Genomic DNA, 23,582 nt, shown 5'->3' with positions numbered 1-23,582 from the left:
CTACAAAACAATTTAAGGCTTAACTGAACTGTTTTAAAATGCGAATAGGGTAACAATATATTGCGCCCCTATGATTATCGGATGGGTAATTCAATGATAAATTCTATGCCTTCACCTGGTTTGGAATCGTATGTGAGCTTCCCGTGATGATTATTCACCACAATTTGGTAAGCAATAGATAGACCAAGCCCTGTTCCTTTTCCGATAGGTTTTGTTGTGTAAAAAGCATCGAATATTTTTGTTTTATTTTTATTATTTATACCTAAGCCATTGTCAGCAACTCTTAAAATAACTTGCTCTCCAATTGCCTCAGTTTTAATTTTAATAACTCCCGGATTTTGATAAGTTTTCTCAATATCTTGATTGTTATATTTTTCTTCAATTGCATCGATCGCATTACAAATTAAATTCATAAAAACCTGATTAATTTCCCCAGGAAAACACTCAACAAGTGGCAAGCTTCCATACTCTTTGACTAATTTGATGCTTGGTTGATGAGCATTATATTTAAACCGATGTCCGAGAATGAGTAATGTACTATCTAACCCTTCATGCAAGTTAGTTAGTTTTTTACCCGTTTCTCTGTGTCGTGAAAAATTGTTTAAATATGACACAATTTCTGTAACACGATCTGTACCAACTTGCATGGATTGAATAATTTTAGATAAATCATTCAACAAAAATTCGAGATCGCTTTTTTGAATCGCGGTTTTAATTTCTTCTGGTGGATTGGGTAGATATTTCTGATAGAGATAGAGTAAACTAACTACCTCCTGTACATACTGTTGAACAAAATTTAAGTTGCCAGCTATAAAATTGATAGGATTATTAACTTCATGAGCAATTCCGGCTGTAATTTGGCCTAAAGCTGCTACCTTTTCTGCTTGAATCAGTTGAGTTTGAGTCTGTTCTAATTCGGTGTTTTTCGCGATTAAGGTTTTCGTCAAGTTTCTCAGCTTTAGATGATTTTCAATCCGTACTAAGACTTCTTCTTGTTGAAAAGGTTTGGTAATGTAGTCTACGGCTCCCAATTGCAAACCTTTGATTTTATCAGCAGTTTCTGAGAGTGCTGTCATAAAAATGACCGGAATATCTTGGACACGAGGATTGCTTTTTAGCTGTTTACAAGTTTCAAAACCATCTATACCGGGCATCATTATATCCAGCAAGATTAAATCAGGTAAATCATCATTTTCTAATCGCTGAATGGCTCTCTCACCGCTCCGTGCTGCCCAAACTTCAAAACTAGACTGATCTAGAAAGCTGGATAAAACTTGTAAATTAGCAGGGTTATCGTCAACGATTAAAATAATTCCCTTAGAAAAAGCGTAATTGATAGATTTTTTTTGGTCTTCAATAGTATTTTTCATACTGTTTCTATTACATATTGATTCAAGAAATTGAGGATTAAATCTTCATCAAATTGTCTTGCTAGTTGCCTTAGTTGATTAGCAAATGGCGCAAAAGTTATGTCTGTTTCCTCCAGTTGATCGGCCCACTTGAGAATAGCATTGAAGTTACCTTTACTGGCTAAAGTAACTAGTTCCTGCAATACTTGGGAAGAAGGAGAGATTAATCGAGCAGATTGGCTATTTGCTGTTACTTCTTTGGCTTTTTCTTCATCAGGCTGAGATTGCTTATAAATCCATACCAAATTTAAATATTGTTCTAATTGATCCAATAATTCATCTACATGTACAGGTTTGCTTAAGAAGGCGTTACCTCCAGCTTGCAGACTGCGATGTTTGTCGGCTTCAAAGACACTAGCGGAAGAAACAATAATCTTGACATTATGAATTTCTGGAGTGTGACGTAGGTGTTCAATTAACTCAAACCCGTCCATTTCTGGCATCAGCAAATCTGTGATGATTAAGTCTGGTTTGAGGGCGATCGCTATTTCTAAACTTTCTTTACCATTGCTGGCTTCAACTACATTAAAACCCAGTGGTTGCAGTAAGTTTGTAATCACTGTGCGATTCTCCCAGCGATCGTCTACCATCAGTATGGTGTAGGGGCTACCCTCAAAGCCAATGATTTGTTTCTCTGATGATGCGTAGGCGTAGCCCGTCGTAGACATCGCAGATTGTACCCAGTCTGTTGCTTCGGGAATCTCCAACTCAAACCAGAAGCAACTCCCCTGACCGATCTGACTCTTAACATAGATATCGCTACCCATCATCTGTACTAACTGTCGAGTAATAGCTAAACCTAGCCCTGTACCTTCAGCTTGGCGCTTTTTATCACCCACTTGTTCAAATGGCAAGAAAATTTTGCTCAATTCTGCGGGAGTTATACCAATTCCTGTATCTTCTACGGTGCAGCGAAGGCGATGTTTTACTATTTGTTGATCGCTGGGAGGTTGATCGATTACTTCAATATTGAAAGTAACCTGACCTTGATCTGTAAATTTGATGGCATTTCCCAACAGATTTAATAGCACCTGACGTAATCTTTTGACATCAACATGAACCCCTGTAGGTAAGTTACTCGCGGGTTTATAAACAAACAAAATGCCTTTTTGTTTTGCCCGAATCTGGCATATTTCCACAATTCCTTGGAGAAAAGATGGTAAATGCACATCAACTGGATGCAGTTCTAGCTTTTTTGCTTCAATTTTGGAGAGATCCAAAATGTCATTAATTAAAGTCAGCAAATGAGAGCCGCATTGTTCAATAATATTGATATGATATTGTTCTTGATTCGGCAAAGCTGGGGAACGCAGTAAAATTTGGGCACAGCCGAGAATGCCATTCAAAGGTGTCCGCAGTTCATGACTCATGTTGGCTAAAAATTCACTTTTAGCATGGTTAGCTGTATCAGCCGCAGCTTTAGATTTTTTCAGTTCAGCTTGTTCAAATGCTTGTACTTGCCACAAGACGGTGATCATGGTGACTGTCAATCCACCAACAATTAAGGCGATTAAATCAAGGAATTGTAATCGAGATTCGATATTTTCGCGGGGAATCACTAAAGCCACAGACCAATTAGCGGCTTGCAACGGCAGATAAGCTACATACTTTTTAGTGCCGTCAATTTCCATTAACTCAATTCCCTGTTGTTTGTTTACCATCTGCTGCGCGATCGCATTTAAATTGCGATCGTTAATTTTCAGCAGGCTGGGTGCAGGTTTTTCTATGGTTGACATTAACGCCGAGTTAGGATGGACGATCGCTTGTCCTTGAGAATTGAGAGCAAAAGCATAGCTGTTCGTGCCGTAGTGCAGGGAATTGATAACCTCTGCAATGCGATCAACTTTCACATTGCCCTGGAAGGCTCCGATCGGTGAACTACTGTTAGCAGAATTTGACCAGATCGGGGTGGCGATCGCAATTAAAGAAATTCCTGTAGAACGGCTAATAAAGGGATCGGAAATGTTAGTATTTCCCGCAATTGCTTTTTGAAAGTAGTCTCGATCCCGAATATTTTTATTTGCTCGACCAACTTTTGTATTGGAATATGAACCATCTGGGGTAGCTATTTGAAAAAAGAAAAATTCATGAATTCGCTTGACTTCTGCCTTTAAATAAGGTTCTGCTACAAACCAGTTTAAAGAACGTACAGTTGAAGTATTCGCTAGGGTTTGTACCTCCACTTGGCGAACGTGTAACCACTCCTCAATTTCAGCACCCCCTCTCTGTACCTCTAAAAAAGCACTATGTCTCAAATCTTTGAGCATCATATTTCTAGCAGCTTGATAGCTAAAGTAAGCAGAAATACTGACTATAAGGGTAGTGCCGCCAAGAATAAATCGAATTAGTAAATTTTGTGAGGGATGACTTTCTCTGTTAGTTGCTGATAGGCTGGAGTTTGCTCGTATCAAGGGTTAGCTCCTTAATGGCATAGTTCGACAAGAAGAAATTCTAGGTTATGTTTAGATTGCCCAAGAAACTACCGATGCTCACAGCTTTTGATAAAATAATTAATAAATTTATAGTGACGACGTGTATTATAAGTTTTTAGTTGATATTAAAGAATATCAACTAAAATTCTAATTATTGGCTATAAAAAGTGTTGTTAACAATTCGGAATCTCAAATTGTTAATGTACTATAGAAATTCTAAATGAGTTGTGAAAATCGAGAGACTCAGATCCCCGACTTCTTTAAGAAGTTGGGGATCTTATTGTTCAGATTTAGGACTGCTATAGTAGCGCGAGGTAAAAGTCAAAAGTCAAAAAGCTTTAATTTTGGGCTTTCTGGCTTTAATGAGATGGTAGCTTTATTTATGCCGTGCTGTACTATGGTGTCTTTTGCGGTGAATTAGTAACATTAGGAAATGGGAGAACTGGCACAATTACAGGTTTAGGTTTTGATATTTCGCCTTGTAGTTGAATTTGGGCTTGATTACGCCCGTCTATTGCTTGCTGGTAATTAGGCTTGTATTTTATTGCTTGATCGTAAGACGCGATCGCATCTTTAAACTGTTTCAAATTTAAGAGTGCATTGCCTCTGCTATACCAGCTTTCAGAATGGTCTGGTTTATAACGAACGGCCTTATTATAAGACGCGATCGCATCTTCGTATTTTTGCAAAATGTATTGTGAATTACCCAAATTATACCAGAGCTGATAATCTTTTTGCTTAAGTGTTGCTGCTTTTTTATAAGCTTTTATTGCTTCTTCATAGCGTTGGGTTTGGTGCAGTGACCAACCCATATTATACCATGCTTGATAATTACTGGGATTATATTTTATTACTTGATTAAAAGATTCAATCGCGTCTGGATAACGTTGTAAATTCAGCAGGACATTACCTCTGGATAACCAAGCTTGATAATAATTTGGCTGGTATTGCACAGCTTTATCATAAGCTGTAAATGCGTCTCGGTAGCGTTGCAATTTAACTAGAGCATTTCCCCAATTATACCAGGCTTGCTCGTAGTCTGGTTTTAAATCTACAACTTTTTGGTATGCTGCGATCGCTTCTTCATATCGGTTAGAATTTTGTAAGGCTAATCCTTTTTTGTACCAAGCTTCGTAATTATCTGGTTGAAATTCAATCGCTTTTTCATAAGATTGAATTGCTTGGTCATATTGATTTAAGTTACTAAAAGCTTCACCCTTAGCATTCCAGACTTCCGAGCTTTTATTATTGAATTGTAAGGCTTTATCAAAAGAGGCGATCGCTTCTTGATATCGTTGTAAATTTCCTAATACAAAGCCTCGTCCACTCCATGCTTCAAAATCATCTGGTTGAATTTGAATTGCTTTATCATACGCCGCTAGCGCATCTTTGTATTTTTTTAATTTAGACAGCGTTTTCCCTTGACCATTCCAGGCTTGAGCATAATCTGGTCTAATATTAACGGCTTTTTCATATACTTCTAATGCGTCTTGATAGCGTTGCAAATCAAAAAGGGTATTTCCTTGCTTGGATAATTCTATGGCGTTATTTGAATTAATGTGATTGAAAATTAATATTGATGCTATTGTACCAACCCCAATTAAAAATATTGCTAGTAAAATTTTACTAAAAATACCTTTTTTAGGTTGAGGTTTATTGATATTTTTGGGTGGAGTGGGTGGAGAAATAGGAGTTAATGCAATTGTCTGGGCGGGTGGTTGTGTTAACTCTTTTAGTGCTTGTAATGCCACCGTTGCCGAAGCATAGCGTTGGCGAAAGTCGTAACACACCATTTTATCTAAGAATTGAGCGAATTCTGGTGTTACCGTGGCTTTATTGTGCCAGATAAGTTCATTAGTATCGGCATCTTTTGCTATTTCTTCTGGTGATAATCCAGTGAGAGCTTGAATAGCAATTATTCCGGTAGCATAGATATCACTGCTTAATTTTGGCGTACCATGAGCTTGTTCTCCAGGGATATATCCAGGCGTACCTATCGCAACAGTACCTTTAATTGAGCCTTCGGGAAGAATCACCTGGGTAGTAATTTGTTTAACTGCGCCAAAATCAATTAAGATTAATTTGCCATCTGGGTGGCGTCTGAGAATATTTCGCGGATTAACATCACGGTGAATTACATTCTGTTGATGGACAAATTCTAAGATTGTCAAAATTTCTTGTAAAAGTGAAATGACTTCCTCTTGACTCCAGGTTTTACCGGGGATCAATTCTTGACTCAAGTCATGTCCTTCAATCAATTCCTGTACGAGATAAAATTCGGCGTTATCCTCAAAGTAAGCTAAAAGTTGGGGAATGCGATCATGAGTTCCTAATTTATACAGAACTTGTGCTTCTGTATCAAATAAACGCCTAGCTGTCTCCAAAGTTACAGGATCGCTTGCCTGGGGTTTAAGTTTCTTAACGACACATGGAGGTGAACCGGGTAATTGGGTATCACAAGCCACAAAAGTTTCACCAAAACCCCCACCTCCCAAGTTACTAATAATCTGGTATCTTCCTACAAGTGTGTTTCCCAGCATCTCGTTTGCCTACTTAAGTGCAATGCGATCTGATTTCAATCTTGCCACACGTTAAGGAGAAGTGAGGGAGTAGGGAGTGGGTGGAGGTAGGGGGCAGGGGGAGAATAACTAATGACTAATGACTAATTTATATGATTCCTATTAGTGATAATATTCGTTGTCGGAATAAACCGATTATTAATTACTGGCTGATTGGTATTAATGTTGCCGTATTTTTATGGGAGCTTCAACTAGAATTTAGTGGTGGATTAGGCAATTTTATTAATAGTTGGGGTGTGATTCCAGCCCAGATTAGTGGGGCAATTACGAATGCATTATTTTATAACTCTGCTGCTTGGATAATTTTAATTTGGCGAACATTTGCACTACTTGTTGCTCTCTTCTTACATGGCAGCTTTAGTCAAATATTGGGAAATCTGTTATTCTTATGGGTTTTTGGTAAGACTGTCGAAAATATTCTAGGGCATGGACGCTATCTTGCATTTTATCTGGCGGCTGGTGCGATCGCTTCTTGTGTGCAAATTCTAGCGGAACCGAGTTTGACAATACCACTGATTGGAGCCAATGGTGCGATCGCAGCTATTTTAGGAGCATATATTATAAAGTTTCCTCAAGCTAAAATTGACACAATTTTGCCGCTAATAATCTTGTATATTCCCATCGAACTTCCAGCTTTTTTCTATCTATTTTGGTGGTTTGTGCAACAATTATTCTATGGTATTGGCAGTTTAAATATTCCTCCTGTTGGCGTAAACCAATCGGGTGTTGTCTTCTGGGGACAGGTTGTGGCATTATTGATTGGTGCAGGTTTCATGCGTTTGAAGAGATAATTTATTATTGGATACAAAATGTTTTGTCGTCAGACATCGCTCTTAATCTCAAAAGGTATCTTTTGGCTAAAAGGTAATGCACCTTTTGATAGATTACATTTTTTAGCTTAAAAATCCATACTGTTAAAGCTATAGGACTAATGTTTGATTTCTGACAAAGCTCGGTACAGCTCGAAAAGCCTAATTCCCCACTCCCTCCTCCCCACTCCCTGCCCACGTAGATAATTTCAAAAATTAAATACGATTCTTATAGTACAGTAAGGCATAAATAAACTACCCATTCCAAATCGCTAAAAAGTCTCATCCTATAAGCTTTTTGACTTTTAACTTTTAACTTTTGACTTCCGTCATGCGGTACTAGGGGATGCCTACTCTTCAAATCGGTATTGTTTAGTTATAAGTGGTATGCAAGATGCCAAATGTTGATAAAATGAACTTTCAAGTCACTAATGAATTAATAGCTCTGCGGCAGCGTGTAGCTGAGTTAGAGCAATCAGAAATATCTTATCAACAAAAGCAAGCAGCCCTTGAGGAGCAAGTAATTGAGCTAGAAAAGAAACTGGCACTTGCACTAGAATACCCCTATATTCAAGCTGTTGAACATGATATCAAGCGGCATTTTGAACAGGGGACATCCACAACCCTGATGCCACCAGATGTAGCAATCATTTTAGAGCAATTCCAACAAGAAATTGCAGAGCGACAGCAGGTAGAAGCCTCTTTGAAGGAAAGTGAAGAACGGCTGAGGTTAGTCCTAGAAGTTTCTCAGATGGGCTTGTGGGATTGGAATATTGTTACCAATAAAGTCATCTGGTCTGAAAATTATGAATTGCTTTTTGGTGTGGTTCCAAATAGTTTTGATAGCCCTTACGAAACTTTTAAGAAATGCGTTTATCCTGAAGACAGGCAATCTGTAATGCAGGGGATCGCCCACGCTTTAGAACAAAAATCTGACTACAACGATGAATTTCGTATAAGTAGATCAGACCAAAGTATACATTGGATTTCTGCTAAGGGAAAATTTATCTATGACAATCGCGGACAAGCGGTGCGAATGATCGGCGTTTGTATGGAAACTACTGTTTGCAAGCAAGCAGTAGAAAGTACTCGTGAACTCACAAGCCAAGTGCAAGAACAGGCAAATATTTTAAATGCTATTCTCACCGCCTCAGTCGATCACATTTATATCTTTGATGACAGAGGTTGCTATCAGTATGCCAGTCATGATGCAGCTACGATATTAGGTTTTAAGCCCCAGGATCTTATCGGAAAAACTTTGCAAGACCTGGATGTACCCGCAGACCTTATAGAACAGGTAGATAATCAAAGACAAGCTGTCATGAAAACTGGGCAGCCAATCAAGGATGAGTGTAAATATGTTACTTCTGATGGGCTGCATTATTATGAATACATTCTCACACCATTACGGAATTCTAACCAAACTATTGAAGGCGTAATTACAGTTTGTCGTGATATTACCGAACACAAACGGGCAGAAAAAACATTACGCGAAAGTGAAGCCAGATTTCGGCGTTTGTTTGAATCCAACCTGATCGGGGTCGCTTTTTGGAATGTGGATGGCTTTATTATTGATGCCAATGATGCCTTTCTCCAGCTAGCTGGCTACACTCGTGATGAGTTTGCCACTTTGGGTAAAATTAATTGGAGAGAACTGACTCCTATTGAATATAAAGATTTAGACGATCGCGCCCTTTTGGAAGTGCAAACCACTGGAGTTTCCAGAATTTTTGAGAAAGAATATCTCCAGCGCGATGGAAAACGAGTCCCAATTGTTTTGGGGATAGCCTTGCTGAATGACTCCAAGGATAATGGTGTTGCTTTTGTACTAGATATTACCGATTGCAAATCAGCCGAAAAAGAATGCGATCGCCTCCTCGAACGAGAAATGAAAGCACGCAAAGAAGCAGAAATTGCCAACACACTCAAAGATGAATTTCTGGCGGTTCTCTCTCATGAACTGCGAACCCCACTTAACTCTGTTCTGGGGTGGTCGAAAATGTTGCGAACTCGTAATTTCGATGAAAAAACCACTAAGCACGCCTTAGAAACCATTGAACGCAACGCCAAGTTACAAACCCAGCTAATTGAAGATTTGTTGGATGTGTCTACCATTCTTCAAGGAAAATTCAACTTGAATATCTGTCCAGTGAACTTGGTAATGGTGGTTGAATCAGCACTAGAGACAGTACAACTAGCAGCCCAAGCTAAGTCAATTCAAATTCAGACGATATTTGATCCCACTTTGGGACAAGTCATGGGCGACCCAAATCGGCTTGTGCAAGTTGTGTGGAATCTACTTTCCAATGCGGTAAAATTTACACCAGCAGGTGGACGGGTAGTAATTCGACTCATGGAAGTTGGCAACCAAGCTCAAATTCAGGTCAGCGATACAGGTAAGGGAATTGTGCAAGAGTTTTTGCCTTATGTGTTCGATTACTTTCGCCAAGCTGATAGCACAATTACGCGGGCATTTGGTGGATTAGGTTTAGGATTAGCAATCGTGCGTAAGGTTGTAGAGATGCATGGGGGAAAAGTTCAAGCCGAAAGTCTTGGAGAAGGATCGGGTAGTACTTTCACTGTTGAGCTACCGCTTTTAGTTAGAAGTGAACAGGTGACGCGTCAAGAGAATGAATCCTTAGATTGTGAACCTGAATCTCCGCTTCTTTCCAATACTCAAGTTTTGGTTGTGGACGATGAACCAGATATCCGCGACTTAATTACCTTTATTTTGCAAGACTACGGTGTACAAGTAACTGCTGTATCTTCAGCACAGGAAGCATTAGAAGCGTTGTCTGAGTCAGTACCAGACGTTTTAATTAGCGATATTGGAATGCCAAAAAAAGACGGTTATATGCTGATGCGTGAAGTGCGATCGCGATCGCCAGGGCAAGGAGGAAACGTACCAGCGATCGCTCTAACGGCTTATGCAGGCGAAATGAATCAGCAGCAAGCATTAGCAGCCGGATTTCAAATGCATATTTCTAAACCAGTAGATCCAGATGCATTGGTGAAAGCGATCATTGATTTGATTGAGCCAAAATGATCCAGGACTTACGCACACTCTACGATTCTTGGCGTTCTTCTCTAACGAGACGCTACGCGATGGCGTCTTGGCGGTTCGTTTCTCTTCCTTGTACTTAAATTATGGTTTAGCGCATCTTCATACAGAATTGATATTAGCCGATACAATCGCATTGTCAGCCGAAACAATAATATTTGCCTTGCTACGTTTTTCTACGGCGACGCTTCCTTTAGGAGTGTGAGATACCGCTACCTCCAAAATGCGATCGCCCAAGTTGATACACTACTAACGGTACTGGTTATCCCTTTGATAATCGCTATAAGATGATTGATAAAAGGGTCTTTTACGCTTGAATAGAAATGACTGAGCAACGTGATGCTGACTCACCGTCAACTAATTCTCAGCAATTGAGTCAACCGACCGATGGAGCAACTACTAAATCGATTGATAATTCTTGGACAAACCGCATTGGCGTTGTTTGGAACAAAGCAACAACACATCTAACGCAACTCCTACCCGTAGAACAACTGGCACAGACGGTTGTTGAATGGTTTAGTGTGAGCGAAACTCAGGTTGCCGAAATTTTAGAGAAAGTTCGAGCCGAACTGCCAACCACAGAAGCCCTCCTAATTGGTAAACCCCAAGCTGGAAAAAGTTCAATTGTCCGGGGATTGACGGGAGTTTCTGCTGAGATTGTCGGTCAAGGATTTCGTCCTCACACGCAACATACCCAGCGTTATGCCTATCCTTCCAATGACCTGCCGTTACTGGTTTTTACTGATACAGTAGGGCTTGGTGATGTTAAACAAGATACTCAATTAATCATTCAAGAGTTAATTGGCGATTTAAAAAAGGAGACTCGTTCTGCTAGAATCCTCCTTCTCACCGTCAAAATCAATGATTTTGCAACTGACACGCTACGACAAGTTGCTAAACAACTGCGCCAGCAGTATCCAAATATTCCCTGCTTGCTGGTAGTTACTTGCTTGCACGAGGTTTATCCTGCCGATACCGTCGATCATCCTGCCTATCCACCAGACTATCAGGAAGTCAACCGCGCATTTGTCGCAATCCAACAAGCCTTTGCTGGAATAAGCGATCGCTCTGTACTCATTGACTTTACCCTAGAAGAAGATGGCTATAATCCGGTATTTTATGGCTTAGAAGCACTGCGAGATTCCTTAGCAGAACTACTCCCAGAAGCAGAAGCCCAGGCGATTTATCAACTATTAGATCAAGAAGAAACTGGGAAGCAACTTGGTAATCTTTACCGAGATGCTGCACGCCGTTATATTTTGCCATTTTCGATTATGTCTGCTACTCTTGCGGCTGTACCTCTGCCATTTGCGACAATGCCTGTACTCACTGCCTTGCAAGTATCAATGGTGGGATTGTTGGGTAAATTATATGGGCAGACAGTTACTCCATCTCAAGCGGGAGGCGTTGTAAGTGCGATCGCAGGTGGTTTTTTAGCACAGGCAATTGCACGAGAGTTAATTAAATTTATACCAGGTTTTGGTAGTGCGATCGCCGCCTCTTGGGCAGCCGCCTATACCTGGGCATTAGGCGAAGCTGCCTGCGTTTACTTTGGTGATTTAATGGGAGGTAAAAAACCCGATCCCCAGAAAATTCAGTTGGTGATGCAAGAAGCGTTTCAGGTGGCGCAAGAACGATTTAAAGGAATTAAACATTAAGAAAATGTCATATGTTGGGTTGGCTGCTTCAACTCAACTTACAGCGATAAGCGAGCGTACTGAGTTTAATCTTAGCTACAGTTTTGTTTGTAGGATACTTACAAAAATGATTTTTCATAATATTTAGTAAACATGTACTATATATTTACACGCTCCAATTATAATAGTATGTGTGAGTTACTCTTGAAACTTGTTAAAGTCGGAAGTCTGTTTTAATTTGCGGGTCTGAGTATGATCGATTGTCTCAATGCAGCTCGCTATTTTATCGCGAGAGCTTATGAGGACAGTATAGAAGCAGAAATGACCAATATGAAGGTTCAAAAGCTTCTGTATTACTCACAAAGCTTACATTTAGCCCTGTACGATGAGCCATTGTTTGAAGAAGAAATTCAAGCATGGCGATATGGCCCTGTGTGTCCTCCGGCTTACAAGTTTTATAGTGAATTTGAAGCTAAACAATTACCTATCCCTACTCAAGAGTTCTTGTTACAGATTCCTAATGATAAGAAACAACTTCTAGAAGAAATTTGGGAATATTTTGGTAGCTATCATGCCTATCTACTTAGTGATATGACCCATTTTGAGTTTCCTTGGAAGAAAGCTCGTAAAGGGCTGCCACCTGAAGCTAGATCAACTGAGCCGATTCTTCTTGAGGATTTGAAAGCGTTAGGCTATCAGAAGTTAGACCTGATAGAGCGTGACAACCCTGTGTATAAACATGTAATGTCCGAAACTTTGCAGGACGCTTTTACTTCGGAATCATCAACTCGTATTCGCAAAGGAGAAGTGCGTGACTGGCTCAACTCCCTTCTCGATTGAAGAATGCGAGAATTTCATACGTTCTTTCAAAAAACTTGCAAAAGCTCACAGAGCAGATTTTGTTGCACTTGTGGCAGAAGTCTTGGAAGATTTGATTGAAGACCAGTATCCTATCAATTCTCGTAACGAACCCTTACCTGCAAAAATTAAATTACCTCAAGGATGGTCATTCCACAAGCTCGAGTTAAAGGTTTCCAAAGGAGCTTCTGGACAAATCAGATTGATGTATTTAGTTAATACAATTGACTGCGTAATTAAACTTGTATGGATTTATAGTCACGAGCAGTTTGCAAAACGTCCTGCCGACACAGATATAAAAAGCGTTATCAAGTACATCTTAGACTCTTAGCCCCTGTTGGATATCCTTGTACTTTCACTTTTGCTTCAAATGTAATTGCATTAGGCTGACAAAATCTAATTGGCCCTCTATCCTACACTTTCTCCTTTGCTGCTGGCACAATGCCAAACTTATTTAAACCTGTATCAATTTCTTTAAGTAGTTTAAAATCCTCCTCTGGCAAGAGATAGCTACTACTGCTAAACAAACCCGCACTAACAGCAGGCTGCTTTTCTAAAAAAGAGAAAGCTTGGCGAAACTGATGCGGCCCGGCTTTAATTGGTGAATCAAAGTGGCAGGGAATAATCCACTCGAAGTCCCAACTTGCAACTTTATCAGCCCAGTCGATAGTTTCTTGCGGTGCGCGGTTGAGAATCAGCGTCTGTAAAATTGGCGCGACAAACAAACGCCCATCACCTCGCAAAGCATCAAACGATCGCTGCCAATCTGGATGCCATTTAAAAGGGTACAATCCAAAATAAGCTTTCTTTGAGCGTTCTGGTGCTCTCAAGGCATCTTGCAACACCTGACTCCATTGACGGATATTTAGGGCGCTTGGTTGAAAGTACAAAGCAAACAACGAGATACGCCCCCAACCCTTACGGCGATTTACTTGAGTGTCTGCAACAATATCAGTAGCATGATCCTTGGCATGGAATAGTAAGGGATATGGATCTAAAAGTGTGATCGCAGGTGGATCTTCTGGGATAGAAAGCACAGAATCTGTTACTAAAAGAGTATGCGATCGCTTATGAAAAAAAGCAACTTCTGCAAACCGACCAGGGCCAAGCTCGATGGGGCCTAGCATTGCATAATCAAACTCGTCAGCAAAGGGTGTTTTGCTACTATCTTCTGGGAGTACCTGAGTTCGTTTTGGAGGTAAACCAAGCCAGCTAAGGGGAAGATTTAGCGGGAAACTCCACTGATGGGGAGCTACGAACACCTGTGCAGTCGGAAAGTATCTGGCGAAAGGCCCGACGAATACTTTATGTTCTATGCCGGAGATAGTCGGCAAGATGATGTACTTAACATTACCGTGTTCCGCCACCAACTCATTCACAAGCCGGATACATTCTGGGGTTGGTGCAACAGGCGCATAGATGAGAAGACCCCCGGCTTCGAGCTTAACAACAGTCATGCGAATCGGTACAACAACGTAGAAAATGCCCTGAATTTGGTCAAAATTCCAAATCGTGTGCTTGACCACTTCTTTGCAGATTGTCTGCCGCTTGCCATAAGGGTAGAGTGGCACAACAGGCCATAATCTCCACGAGAAGTCTTTTGGATTTATCTGTTGTGTATTGACTATGCGTTCATCATCAGCCACTCTGCGATCCCCTCCAAATTCCCTGCTCAAATTGTTCTTATTTGCTATCCCCAAAGTTGGAGTTTAGCAAATTGTTGAGATAATAATACCAATTCTTAATTCTTAATTGTAATTCGTAATATCTTTGATGTGGTTACTTCACGATAAAAATCATGAGCAAATATAAAATTTTAAAACCTGAGCAAAGTTACACTTTTAGTCAATACTTTTTGTTACCTAACCCAACAATAGATATAGTAGCTGAGTTTGACTATAGCTATGATCGTACAGAGCTAGAATTACCAAGATATTTTGCTGAAGTTGGCTATTTAGAATTTTTACAAAATTACTTACAGCGCAATATCAAGCTTTTTAACCCAACGGCTGAGATATCAATCAGAGAATTTATGATTGCTCCTATCCTTACTGAAATTTGCGATCAGACAAAAGCTCAACTATATAGTGAGTATCCAATTAATATAGATGAAAAGCTCAAAGGTACTTTGGATTATTATTTACATAAATCTAATTCCTTATTAGTGATTGAAGCAAAACAATCAGATATCAGAAGAGGGTTTACACAGCTAGCAGTAGAATTAATAGCTCTGGATCAGTCTCTAGAAGATCAATCATCAATTTTATTTGGTGCAGTTACTAATGGAGATGACTGGAAATTTGGTACACTCAATAGACAACAAAAGCTAATTACAGAAGATATTAAACTTTATCGTGTTCCTGAAGGTTTAGAAGATTTGGTACGAGTATTAGTAGGTATCCTTTCATGTGAGGCTTGACGAAAGTTGAAAAACTTTCACGCTCCAGAGTATGGTGATTCGCTACTTAACAATGTAGAGTAAGGAAAAAGTAACATTACGAAACAATACTTTTGCTTATGTCATTGCAAATCAAAATCGACTACCCAGAGACATTTCCAGATGCCTTACAACAGACACGGGAACAATTTGAACAAGAAGCTAAATGGGCGATGGCAGTAAAACTGTTTGAAATGAAACGTCTATCTTCTGGAATGGCAGCCGCACTAGTAGATACAGACCGAGTTTCTTTTTTGCTTAATTTGCATCATTATAGAGTGGCTATGATTGATTTAACAGAAGATGAACTTCTTGCTGATCTAGAGAATGCCTAACACTGAGATAATCGTCATTAATACTGCTCCAATAATTAGTCTAGTAGCGGCTCTTGGTGATTTAGACGTATTGCAGCTATACACTCAAGTACTAGTTCCTTTTGAAGTTTGTCAAGAATTACTTGCTGGAGGTGCAAGCGGGTTTGCAGTCGCAGAGTTTGAGGCAGCAACCTGGTTACAAAAATGGCAAACTCCACTCAATATTTCACCTCTTTTGCTCAACTCTTTGGATTTAGGCGAAGCATCTGTAATCCAATTAGCTTTAAATGAAAGTATTCAAACTGTATGCATTGATGAGACTGTTGGTAGGCGGATTGCTAGATTGAGTAGTCTTACGCTCACAGGTTCTATTGGCATTTTATTGCGTGCTAAACAAGAAGGATATCCTGTGTTAATGCAGCAAGCTATTGAGCGCATGAGAAACAGAGGAATTCGACTCAGTGAAACAGTTATTGCTGTTGCTCTCCGGCAAGCAGGGGAGACAGGCTAATTCTATTTTATTTCGGTAATTTTAAGCAATAATGCTGACTACTATAGCGGTTCTTTTTTCGACGTAACACCCAGTGGTGAAATTGCTATACCTCTACGAATGGTACACTGGTTTGCCCAACTGCCCATGCAACTAAAAACACAACAGCGATGACTCATCACATTTTAAAAGCTACCAAAGAAACGGTGCATCTGGGTGGTTTCTCCCATATACTACAACCAGCGCTCACTATTGATTCTGGTGATACGGTTGATGTAGAAACTTACACTGGTTACTACGTTTATGACAAAGCACCACCTGAATTTGTCACACCAGAATTTCTCGACATCTGCCAAAATCTTTTACCAGAACGCAAAATTGCTGGGGGACCGCATTTACTCACAGGGCCGATTTATGTGCGCGATGCCGAACCAGGGGATGTTTTAGAAGTACAATTAGATGCGATCGCACCTAGTTTACCTGTTGGCTTCAATGCCATTCGTACAGGTTGGGGAGCTTTACCACATCAGTTTCCTCAATCTGCTTTGAGATTCATTCCTCTAGATTTAGCAAACAATATCGCGGAATTTCCGGCGGGTACTGGCATAAAAATTCCCCTCAAACCGTTTTTTGGAATTCTTGGTGTCGCTACTCCAGAAACTTCTCGAACTTCTGTTCCACCCGGTTCTTACGGCGGTAATATCGACAACCGAGAATTACAAGCTGGTTCTCGTTTATTTTTGCCGATTTTTGTAGCAGGTGCATTATTTTCTATTGGTGATGGGCATTCCGCACAGGGAGATGGTGAAGTAAATGTCACCGCCATTGAAACTTCCATGAACGGGAGAATTACTCTTAAACTTCGTAAGGATTTACAACTGACAACACCAATTGCTGAAACTCCAACTCATATCATCACAATGGGGTTTGCTGAAACTTTAGATGAAGCTTTAGAATTAGCTTTAAAAAACATGATTGATTTTCTGGAACGCTTCATAAATTTATCGCCAGAAGATGCTTATGTCTTGTGCAGTTTAGCTGTGAATTTTCATATCACTCAAGTTGTAAACAGTCCCCAAAAAGGTGTGCATGGAATGCTACCAAAATCAATATTCTCCGATAATGCGATCGCTACGCCCACCGCAGGCATAGTTACGATTGATTGAGAATTGGCAAAAAAGTCACAAAAAAACGCCGAAACTAAGAATATCTGACAAAAATAAGGTTCAGGGCTATGTCTACAATTGTGTCTTGCCTGGACGTTACACAAATTTTCTGGGACGTAGATGATTTCTGTAAATAATGGGAAAATCTTTGGCAGCAAGTACTACAATTGCCATCGATAACAGGAGAACGGCATAGCACAAGATAGCTAAACTTTATATTTGCTAATCCCTCTTAACTTTTATTGCTAGTTAAAATTTTAGAGCATTCTTTGTTATTTCTTGAGCGGAATATCATTAATTACACCAATGCAGTCAGAGTTTAAATGATTGATAGTAGAGAGGCATGAAAAAATCTAAAAGGATAAACGTAGTATGTTTAGCACTCAAGTCACTATTCTCGATTATAAAGTTAGCGAAGAACTTTACAACGGTTCTCGAACTCTAGTTTATCGGGGATATCGAGAAACTGACTCCTTGCCAGTAGTGATTAAACTGTTGAAAAATCCTTATCCTAGCTTTAGCGAACTCGTACAATTTCGTAATCAGTACACCATTACCAAAAATCTTAACTATCCCGGAATTATCCAAACTTACAGCTTGGAACCCTATCAAAACGGCTATGTGTTGGTAATGGAAGACTTTGGGGGAATATCCCTTTCTGAGTGGAGGGGGAGAGAGGGGAAGATAGGGGGAGAACCACAAAATCTAATTAAGTTTTTACAAATTGCAATATCTCTGTGCGACACCTTAAATCATCTATATCATCATGATATTATTCATAAAGATATTAAACTCGCAAATATTCTAATTCATCCCGAAACAAGACAAGTAAAATTAATCGACTTTAGTATTGCTTCTCTTCTTCCGAGAGAAACTCAAACAATAATTAATCCTAATTTATTAGAAGGAACTCTAGCTTATTTATCTCCCGAACAGACTGGGCGGATGAACCGAGGGGTAGATTATCGCAGTGATTTCTATTCTTTGGGTGTAAGTTTTTACGAATTGCTGACTGGAGAATTACCTTTTCAATCAGATGATCCAATGGAGTTGGTGCATTGTCATATTGCGAAAATGCCGCTCATCTTAGGTAACAGAGAAGATATTCCCCAGGTATTCTCTGATATCGTCATGAAATTAATGGCAAAAAATGCTGAGAATAGATATCAGAGTGCTTTAGGATTAAAGTATGATTTAGAAGAATGTTTATATCAAATCCAAAAAACCGGAACAATTACATATTTTGAAATTGCCAAAAGAGATATTTGTGACAGATTTATTATTCCAGAAAAATTATATGGTCGAGAAACGGAAGTTGAGAAACTACTAAAAGCCTTTGAGAGAGTATCCGCAGGAAACAGCGAAATGATCTTAGTTGCAGGGTTTTCCGGTATTGGTAAAACTGCGGTAGTTAATGAAGTTCATAAACCTATTGTCAAACAACGCGGTTATTTTATTAAGGGCAAATTTGACCAATTTAACCGAAATATTCCCTTTTCGGCGTTTGTACAGGCTTTTCGCGATTTAATAGGGCAATTACTTACTGAAAGCGATCAACAAATCAAACAATGGCAAAATAAAATTACTGGAGCATTAGGTGATAACGCTCAGGTAATTATTGAAGTGATTCCGGAGCTAGAACTAGTTATTGGCAAACAATCTCCTGTGCCAGAAGTATCAGGCATTGCAGCACAAAATCGATTTAATTTACTATTGCAAAAATTTATTGAATTATTTACTGATAAAGAACATCCACTAGTGATATTTTTAGATGATTTACAATGGATTGATTCTGCCTCATTGAAACTATTGCAATCTTTAATGAGTGAGGTAAATTATGCTTATTTACTAGTGATTGGTGCCTATCGAGATAATGAAGTTTCTGCAACCCATCCTTTAATGTTGACATTGGATGACATCAAAAAAAATGGCGCTGAAATTAATACTATTGCTCTCAAACCACTGAATGAATCCAAATTAAATCAGTTAGTGGCTGACAGTTTAGATTGTACAGAAAATCTAGCTTTGCCACTGTCAAAATTAATTTATCAAAAAACTCAAGGTAATCCATTTTTTGCTAGACAATTTATCAAAGCATTACATCAAGATGCATTAATTTATTTTAGTTATGACGGTGGTTATTGGGAATGTGACATAGCAGAAATTAGTCAGCGATCGCTCGTCAATGATGTAGTTGAATTCATAGCATTACAATTACAAAGGTTGCCAAAATCAACTCAAGATGTTTTGAAATTAGCTGCGTGCATAGGTAATCAGTTTGATTTAGAAACCTTAGCAATTGTTTCTCAACAATCAAAAATAGAAACAGCAGCCTGTTTATGGAGTGCCTTACAGGATGGTTTAATTTTACCCCAAAGTGAGATTTATAAATTTTTTGTTGGGTCAGAAAATCAAGATTTTCCTCAACATAATTCTGAAATTATTGTATATAAATTTCTGCACGATCGCATTCAACAAGCAGCCTATTCTTTGATTCCTGAAAGCCAAAAGCAAGCAACTCACTACTACATCGGCAAACTACTGCTAGGAAATCTATCAACCGCAGAACTAGAGGACAGAATCTTTGATGTAGTTAATCAAATCAACATTGGGAAATCTCTAGTTCCAGGTGAAAGCGAAAAAAAACAGCTTGCGGAACTTAATTTAAGTGCGGGTCAAAAAGCGAAAGCTTCCACAGCCTATGAAGCAGCAAAGACTTATTTACAAGTTGGGATAAACTTGCTGACAAAAGATGCTAAAACTGCTGGGTATCGTCTGGCGTTTGATCTCCATTTCAATTTAGCAGAAGCCGCATTGATGAGTGGAGATTTTCAGTTATTAGAGGAAACTGTATTAATCTTACTCGAATTTGCCAACTCAAATATCGATAGAGCCAAAATTTATGTTTTGAAAGTTACTCAGTATTCTTTGCAAGGGCAGTTTTCCGAATCAATCCAGGCGGGTTTGGAAGGTTTACAATGTCTTGGTATCACTGTTGATCGATATAGCTTGAAACAATTAGCTCAAGAAGAGTTTGCTGTTGTTCAAGAACGCTTGAAAAATCGCCCGATCGCCACATTACTGAATTTGCCTGCTGCAATTAATGCAGAAGTTCGAGCCGCGATCGAATTATTGATTATTCTGCAACCACCAGCGTATATTGTCTCTGATTTCGATCTATACAGTTTCGCTACCTTCAGAGCAGTTCGTTTATCGATTGAGCAGGGTAATACTGCTGAATCCATCAAAGCTTATGCCACCTACGGTTTTCTAATTGGACTGATGCACAGTCAGTACCAGCAAGGACTTGAATTCGCTGACCTTTCTCTACAACTGAGCTATAAGCTCAATAGTAAATTTCAGCAATCAGGGGCCTGCTTTATGTTAGGTTGCTGTATTCAGGTGTGGGCGAAGCCGATACAGGGGGCAGCTGAGATTAATTATGAAGGTTTTCTTGCGGGACTGGAGTCTGGAGAAATCCCTCATGCCGGATACAACCTCTACAGTAATATTTGTAATCGACTGTTTCAAGGTGAAAATCTAGCAGATATTGCGATCGACATTGATAAATATTGGCTAATTGGAGAGAAACTAAAGCATGATTTTTTGCTGAGTATCCTTTCAGCCTGCCGTTTCTTTGTCAATCAACTCTCGCAATCTCCAGATGAGCAAGAACAAATCGCAACAGCAGAGCAGGCTTGGGTTGAGCGTTCTGAAGCATTACAGTCTCACACAGCACTTGGTACGTATTACATTTTACAAATGCATCGAGCTTGCCTAATTCAGGGGTTCAAGCCAGACATTCACTATGTTACGGAGGCAGGTAAATTTCTAAATGGTTGTGCAGGATTTACCACCTCTGCTGGTTACTATTACTACACCTCTATCATTTTATGCAACCGCTATTCAAGTTTGACAGAAGCAGAACGTAGCGATGTCTTGCAGCAGATTGAAACCAATCAAGCGCAACTCAAAATCTGGTCAGAAAGCTGTTCAGAAAACTTCTTGCATAAGTATTTGCTGGTCGAAGCAGAACGATCGCGAATTGCTGAAAAATACCTGGAAGCCATGAAACTTTACGATTGCGCCATTGCCGAAGCTAAAGCCAACGGTTATCTGCAAGAAGAAGCGATCGCCAACGAACTCACTGCCAAATTTTACCTGGAACTGGATAAAGAAAAAGCAGCCCAAGGATATATGCAAGAAGCATACTACTGCTATGCTCGGTGGGGAGCAAAAGCTAAAATCGATGATTTAGAAAAATGCTATCCTAAATTACTCCAACCCATCCTACATCAACAACAACTCAGCTTTAATTCCCTAGAAACCATTACTACTATTGCCCATAGTTCGATATCTTTATCCAGTCAAACTTCTATTATTAGTAGGGCTAATATTTCCAATACCTTAGACTTTATGTCTATTTTGAAAGCGGCTCAAGCTATTTCTAGTAGTATTGAATTCGATGAAATTATTGCTAGCCTGACAAAAATTATTCTAGAAAACTCTGGAGCAAAAAAATTTGCCTTAATTCTTTCTGAAAATGGAAACTTGAAAGTCAAGGCAATTACCTTTATTAATCACCAAGACAAATTTTCAACTCCAATTCAAACTATTCTTAAATCACAATCACTAGATAGTTGTGAAGATATTCCTAAAAAAATTATCAATTATGTCAAAAATACTCAAAAGACAGTTGTTATAGATAATTGCCAAACAGATGTAGCTGGGTTACTTGGAGAATATCTACTCGAACTTCAACCCCAGAGTGTACTTTGTATGCCGATTATTAATCAAAGACATTTAGTGGGTATTCTCTATTTAGAAAATAAATTAGTAGCAGGGGTATTTACTAGGGATCGTATCAAAGTTATTCAAATGTTATCTGTGCAAGCTGCCATCTCTCTAGAAAATGCTCGTCTTTATCAAGAATCTCAAGAAAAAGCTCAACAGATCCAACAAACCCTCCAGCAGCAAAAAACCTTATTTAATGTTGTGAATCAGATTCGAGAATCTTTAGATTTAGGTGCTATTTTTCGTGCAGTAACTCAAAATATTCGTTCAATCCTTAATGTCTCGCGCGTCGGAATTTATCAATTTCATCTTGGGGTAAATTACGAATATGGTGAATTGATTGCCGAAGATGTCCTACCCCAATTCCCTTCTGGTTTAGCTATAAAAATTCAAGATAATTGTTTTGGAGAGAACTATGCAACCCTGTACAAACAGGGACGATTTTGTGCAATATCAGATATTGAAACCGCAGAAGTTTTAGATTGTCATCGGGCAATTTTGCAACAGTTTAATGTTAGAGCATCATTGGTTGTACCAATTATGCAAGATGATGAACTGTGGGGCTTACTCTGCATTCACCAATGCGATCGCCCGCGTCACTGGCAACCTTCCGAGATTGAATTTGCCCAACAAATTGCTGCACAAATGGGAGTTGCACTCCAACAAACCGATCTACTGCTGGAAACTCGCCAGCAAGCGACCCAATTAAAAGAAACACTCCAAAATCTTAAAGAAACTCAACTTCAACTAGTACAAAATGAAAAAATGTCTGCGTTGGGAAATCTTGTTGCGGGGGTAGCTCATGAAATGAATAATCCTCTTGGTTTTATTTCTGCTAGTCTTGAACAAAGCAAACCTGTATTTGCAGATATCCTTAAACATCTGAAACTATACCAAGAAAGTCTGCCAAATCCAAATGAGGAAATTATCGAACATGCCGAAGAAATTGACTTAGAATATAGCTTAGAAGATTTGCCCAAGATGATTGATTCGATGACAATAGCGTGTGACAGGCTGAAAAATATCAGTACCAGTCTCCGCACTTTCTCCCGTGCCGATCAAGACTACAAAGTACCTTTTAATATTCATCAAGGCATTGATAGTACCATTCTTATTCTCAAACATCGTCTGAAGACAAATGAACAACGTCCCGCCATTGAAGTTATCACAAACTACGGTAATTTACCTCAAGTAGAATGTTTTCCTGGTCAATTAAATCAGGTATTTATGAACATACTAGCGAATGCTATTGATGCCTTGGATGAATCAAATACAGACCGGAGTTTTGGGGAAATTAAAGCCAATCCTAATCGGATTATCATTACCACCACATTATTACAAAACAAACAGGTTGAGGTGAAGATTGCTGATAATGGTCAAGGCATGAGTGAATCAGTTAAACAAAAAGTATTTGACCACTTGTTTACTACGAAAGGTGTTGGTAAAGGAACAGGATTAGGATTAGCGATCGCTCAGTCTATTATTGTAGAAAAACATTGTGGAACTTTGGATGTGAATTCTACCCCGAACGTTGGAACAGAATTTGTGATTACCTTACCGATTCTGGCTCAGGCTCAAAGTTAGGGAACTCCAAAA

General features: G+C 39.3%; 14 protein-coding genes. 10 read left to right on the top strand and 4 right to left on the bottom strand.

The window, feature by feature from the left end:
* Positions 1-74: 74 nt before the first annotated feature.
* The 3 genes from RMY00_RS09355 to RMY00_RS09345 all read right to left on the bottom strand — a co-directional run bounded on the left by RMY00_RS09355 (position 75) and on the right by RMY00_RS09345 (position 6,381).
* Positions 75-1,370 (bottom strand): response regulator, encoded by a 1,296-nt coding sequence (locus RMY00_RS09355; RefSeq protein ID WP_322647267.1) that lies wholly within the window; start codon positions 1,368-1,370, stop codon positions 75-77.
* On the bottom strand, positions 1,367-3,817 hold the full coding sequence (locus tag RMY00_RS09350) for an ATP-binding protein (RefSeq protein WP_416212059.1): 2,451 nt from the start codon (positions 3,815-3,817) through the stop codon (positions 1,367-1,369). The genes RMY00_RS09355 and RMY00_RS09350 overlap by 4 nt, the downstream gene beginning before the upstream one ends.
* Before the next feature lie 419 nt (positions 3,818-4,236).
* Entirely contained in the window at positions 4,237-6,381 is a 2,145-nt protein-coding gene (locus RMY00_RS09345) for a tetratricopeptide repeat protein (RefSeq protein ID WP_322647265.1), read from the bottom strand.
* A 131-nt stretch (positions 6,382-6,512) separates the two neighbouring features.
* On the opposite strand from RMY00_RS09345, the gene RMY00_RS09340 reads away from it, so the two are divergent.
* From RMY00_RS09340 to RMY00_RS09320, 5 genes are all read left to right on the top strand, one after another.
* Positions 6,513-7,211, top strand: coding sequence for a rhomboid family intramembrane serine protease (locus RMY00_RS09340; RefSeq protein ID WP_322647264.1), 699 nt, complete (start codon positions 6,513-6,515; stop codon positions 7,209-7,211).
* 412 nt (positions 7,212-7,623) lie between these two features.
* Positions 7,624-10,275 carry a PAS domain S-box protein gene (locus tag RMY00_RS09335; protein WP_322647263.1) on the top strand — a complete coding sequence of 884 codons (2,652 nt, stop codon included), beginning with the start codon at positions 7,624-7,626 and terminating at the stop codon, positions 10,273-10,275.
* Positions 10,276-10,613: 338 nt separating this feature from the next.
* A complete protein-coding gene (locus tag RMY00_RS09330) occupies positions 10,614-11,948 on the top strand; it encodes a 50S ribosome-binding GTPase (RefSeq protein ID WP_322647262.1) in 1,335 nt (444 codons plus the stop codon).
* Positions 11,949-12,248: 300 nt separating this feature from the next.
* Positions 12,249-12,767 (top strand): Panacea domain-containing protein, encoded by a 519-nt coding sequence (locus RMY00_RS09325; protein ID WP_322647261.1) that lies wholly within the window; start codon positions 12,249-12,251, stop codon positions 12,765-12,767.
* Complete coding sequence (locus RMY00_RS09320) at positions 12,739-13,116, top strand: hypothetical protein (protein WP_322647260.1); 378 nt, start codon at positions 12,739-12,741, stop codon at positions 13,114-13,116. Before RMY00_RS09325 ends, RMY00_RS09320 begins: the two co-directional genes overlap by 29 nt.
* 82 nt (positions 13,117-13,198) lie before the next feature.
* Here the strand turns inward: RMY00_RS09320 and RMY00_RS09315 are convergent, their stop codons facing one another.
* The gene (locus RMY00_RS09315; protein WP_322647259.1) at positions 13,199-14,431 is read right to left on the bottom strand and encodes a DUF4336 domain-containing protein; all 1,233 of its coding nucleotides are present in this window, start codon (positions 14,429-14,431) and stop codon (positions 13,199-13,201) included.
* A 152-nt stretch (positions 14,432-14,583) separates the two neighbouring features.
* Here RMY00_RS09315 and RMY00_RS09310 point away from each other — a divergent pair, with 152 nt between their 5' ends.
* From RMY00_RS09310 to RMY00_RS09290, 5 genes are all read left to right on the top strand, one after another.
* Positions 14,584-15,204, top strand: coding sequence for a hypothetical protein (locus tag RMY00_RS09310; RefSeq protein ID WP_322647258.1), 621 nt, complete (start codon positions 14,584-14,586; stop codon positions 15,202-15,204).
* Positions 15,205-15,302: 98 nt separating this feature from the next.
* Positions 15,303-15,557, top strand: coding sequence for a UPF0175 family protein (locus RMY00_RS09305; RefSeq protein WP_322647257.1), 255 nt, complete (start codon positions 15,303-15,305; stop codon positions 15,555-15,557).
* The gene (locus tag RMY00_RS09300; protein ID WP_322647256.1) at positions 15,550-16,047 is read left to right on the top strand and encodes a DUF3368 domain-containing protein; all 498 of its coding nucleotides are present in this window, start codon (positions 15,550-15,552) and stop codon (positions 16,045-16,047) included. Before RMY00_RS09305 ends, RMY00_RS09300 begins: the two co-directional genes overlap by 8 nt.
* Positions 16,048-16,196: 149 nt before the next feature.
* The gene (locus tag RMY00_RS09295) at positions 16,197-17,192 is read left to right on the top strand and encodes an acetamidase/formamidase family protein (RefSeq protein ID WP_322647255.1); all 996 of its coding nucleotides are present in this window, start codon (positions 16,197-16,199) and stop codon (positions 17,190-17,192) included.
* A gap of 372 nt (positions 17,193-17,564) precedes the next feature.
* Positions 17,565-23,570, top strand: a complete 6,006-nt coding sequence (locus RMY00_RS09290) for an AAA family ATPase (RefSeq protein ID WP_322647254.1) — start codon at positions 17,565-17,567, stop codon at positions 23,568-23,570.
* Positions 23,571-23,582: the final 12 nt, after the last annotated feature.

Origin of the sequence: Nostoc sp. ChiVER01, from assembly GCF_034531155.1 — a bacterium.
In the GTDB taxonomy this organism is placed as follows: domain Bacteria; phylum Cyanobacteriota; class Cyanobacteriia; order Cyanobacteriales; family Nostocaceae; genus Nostoc.
This window is presented reverse-complemented; position numbering and strand designations above follow the sequence as displayed.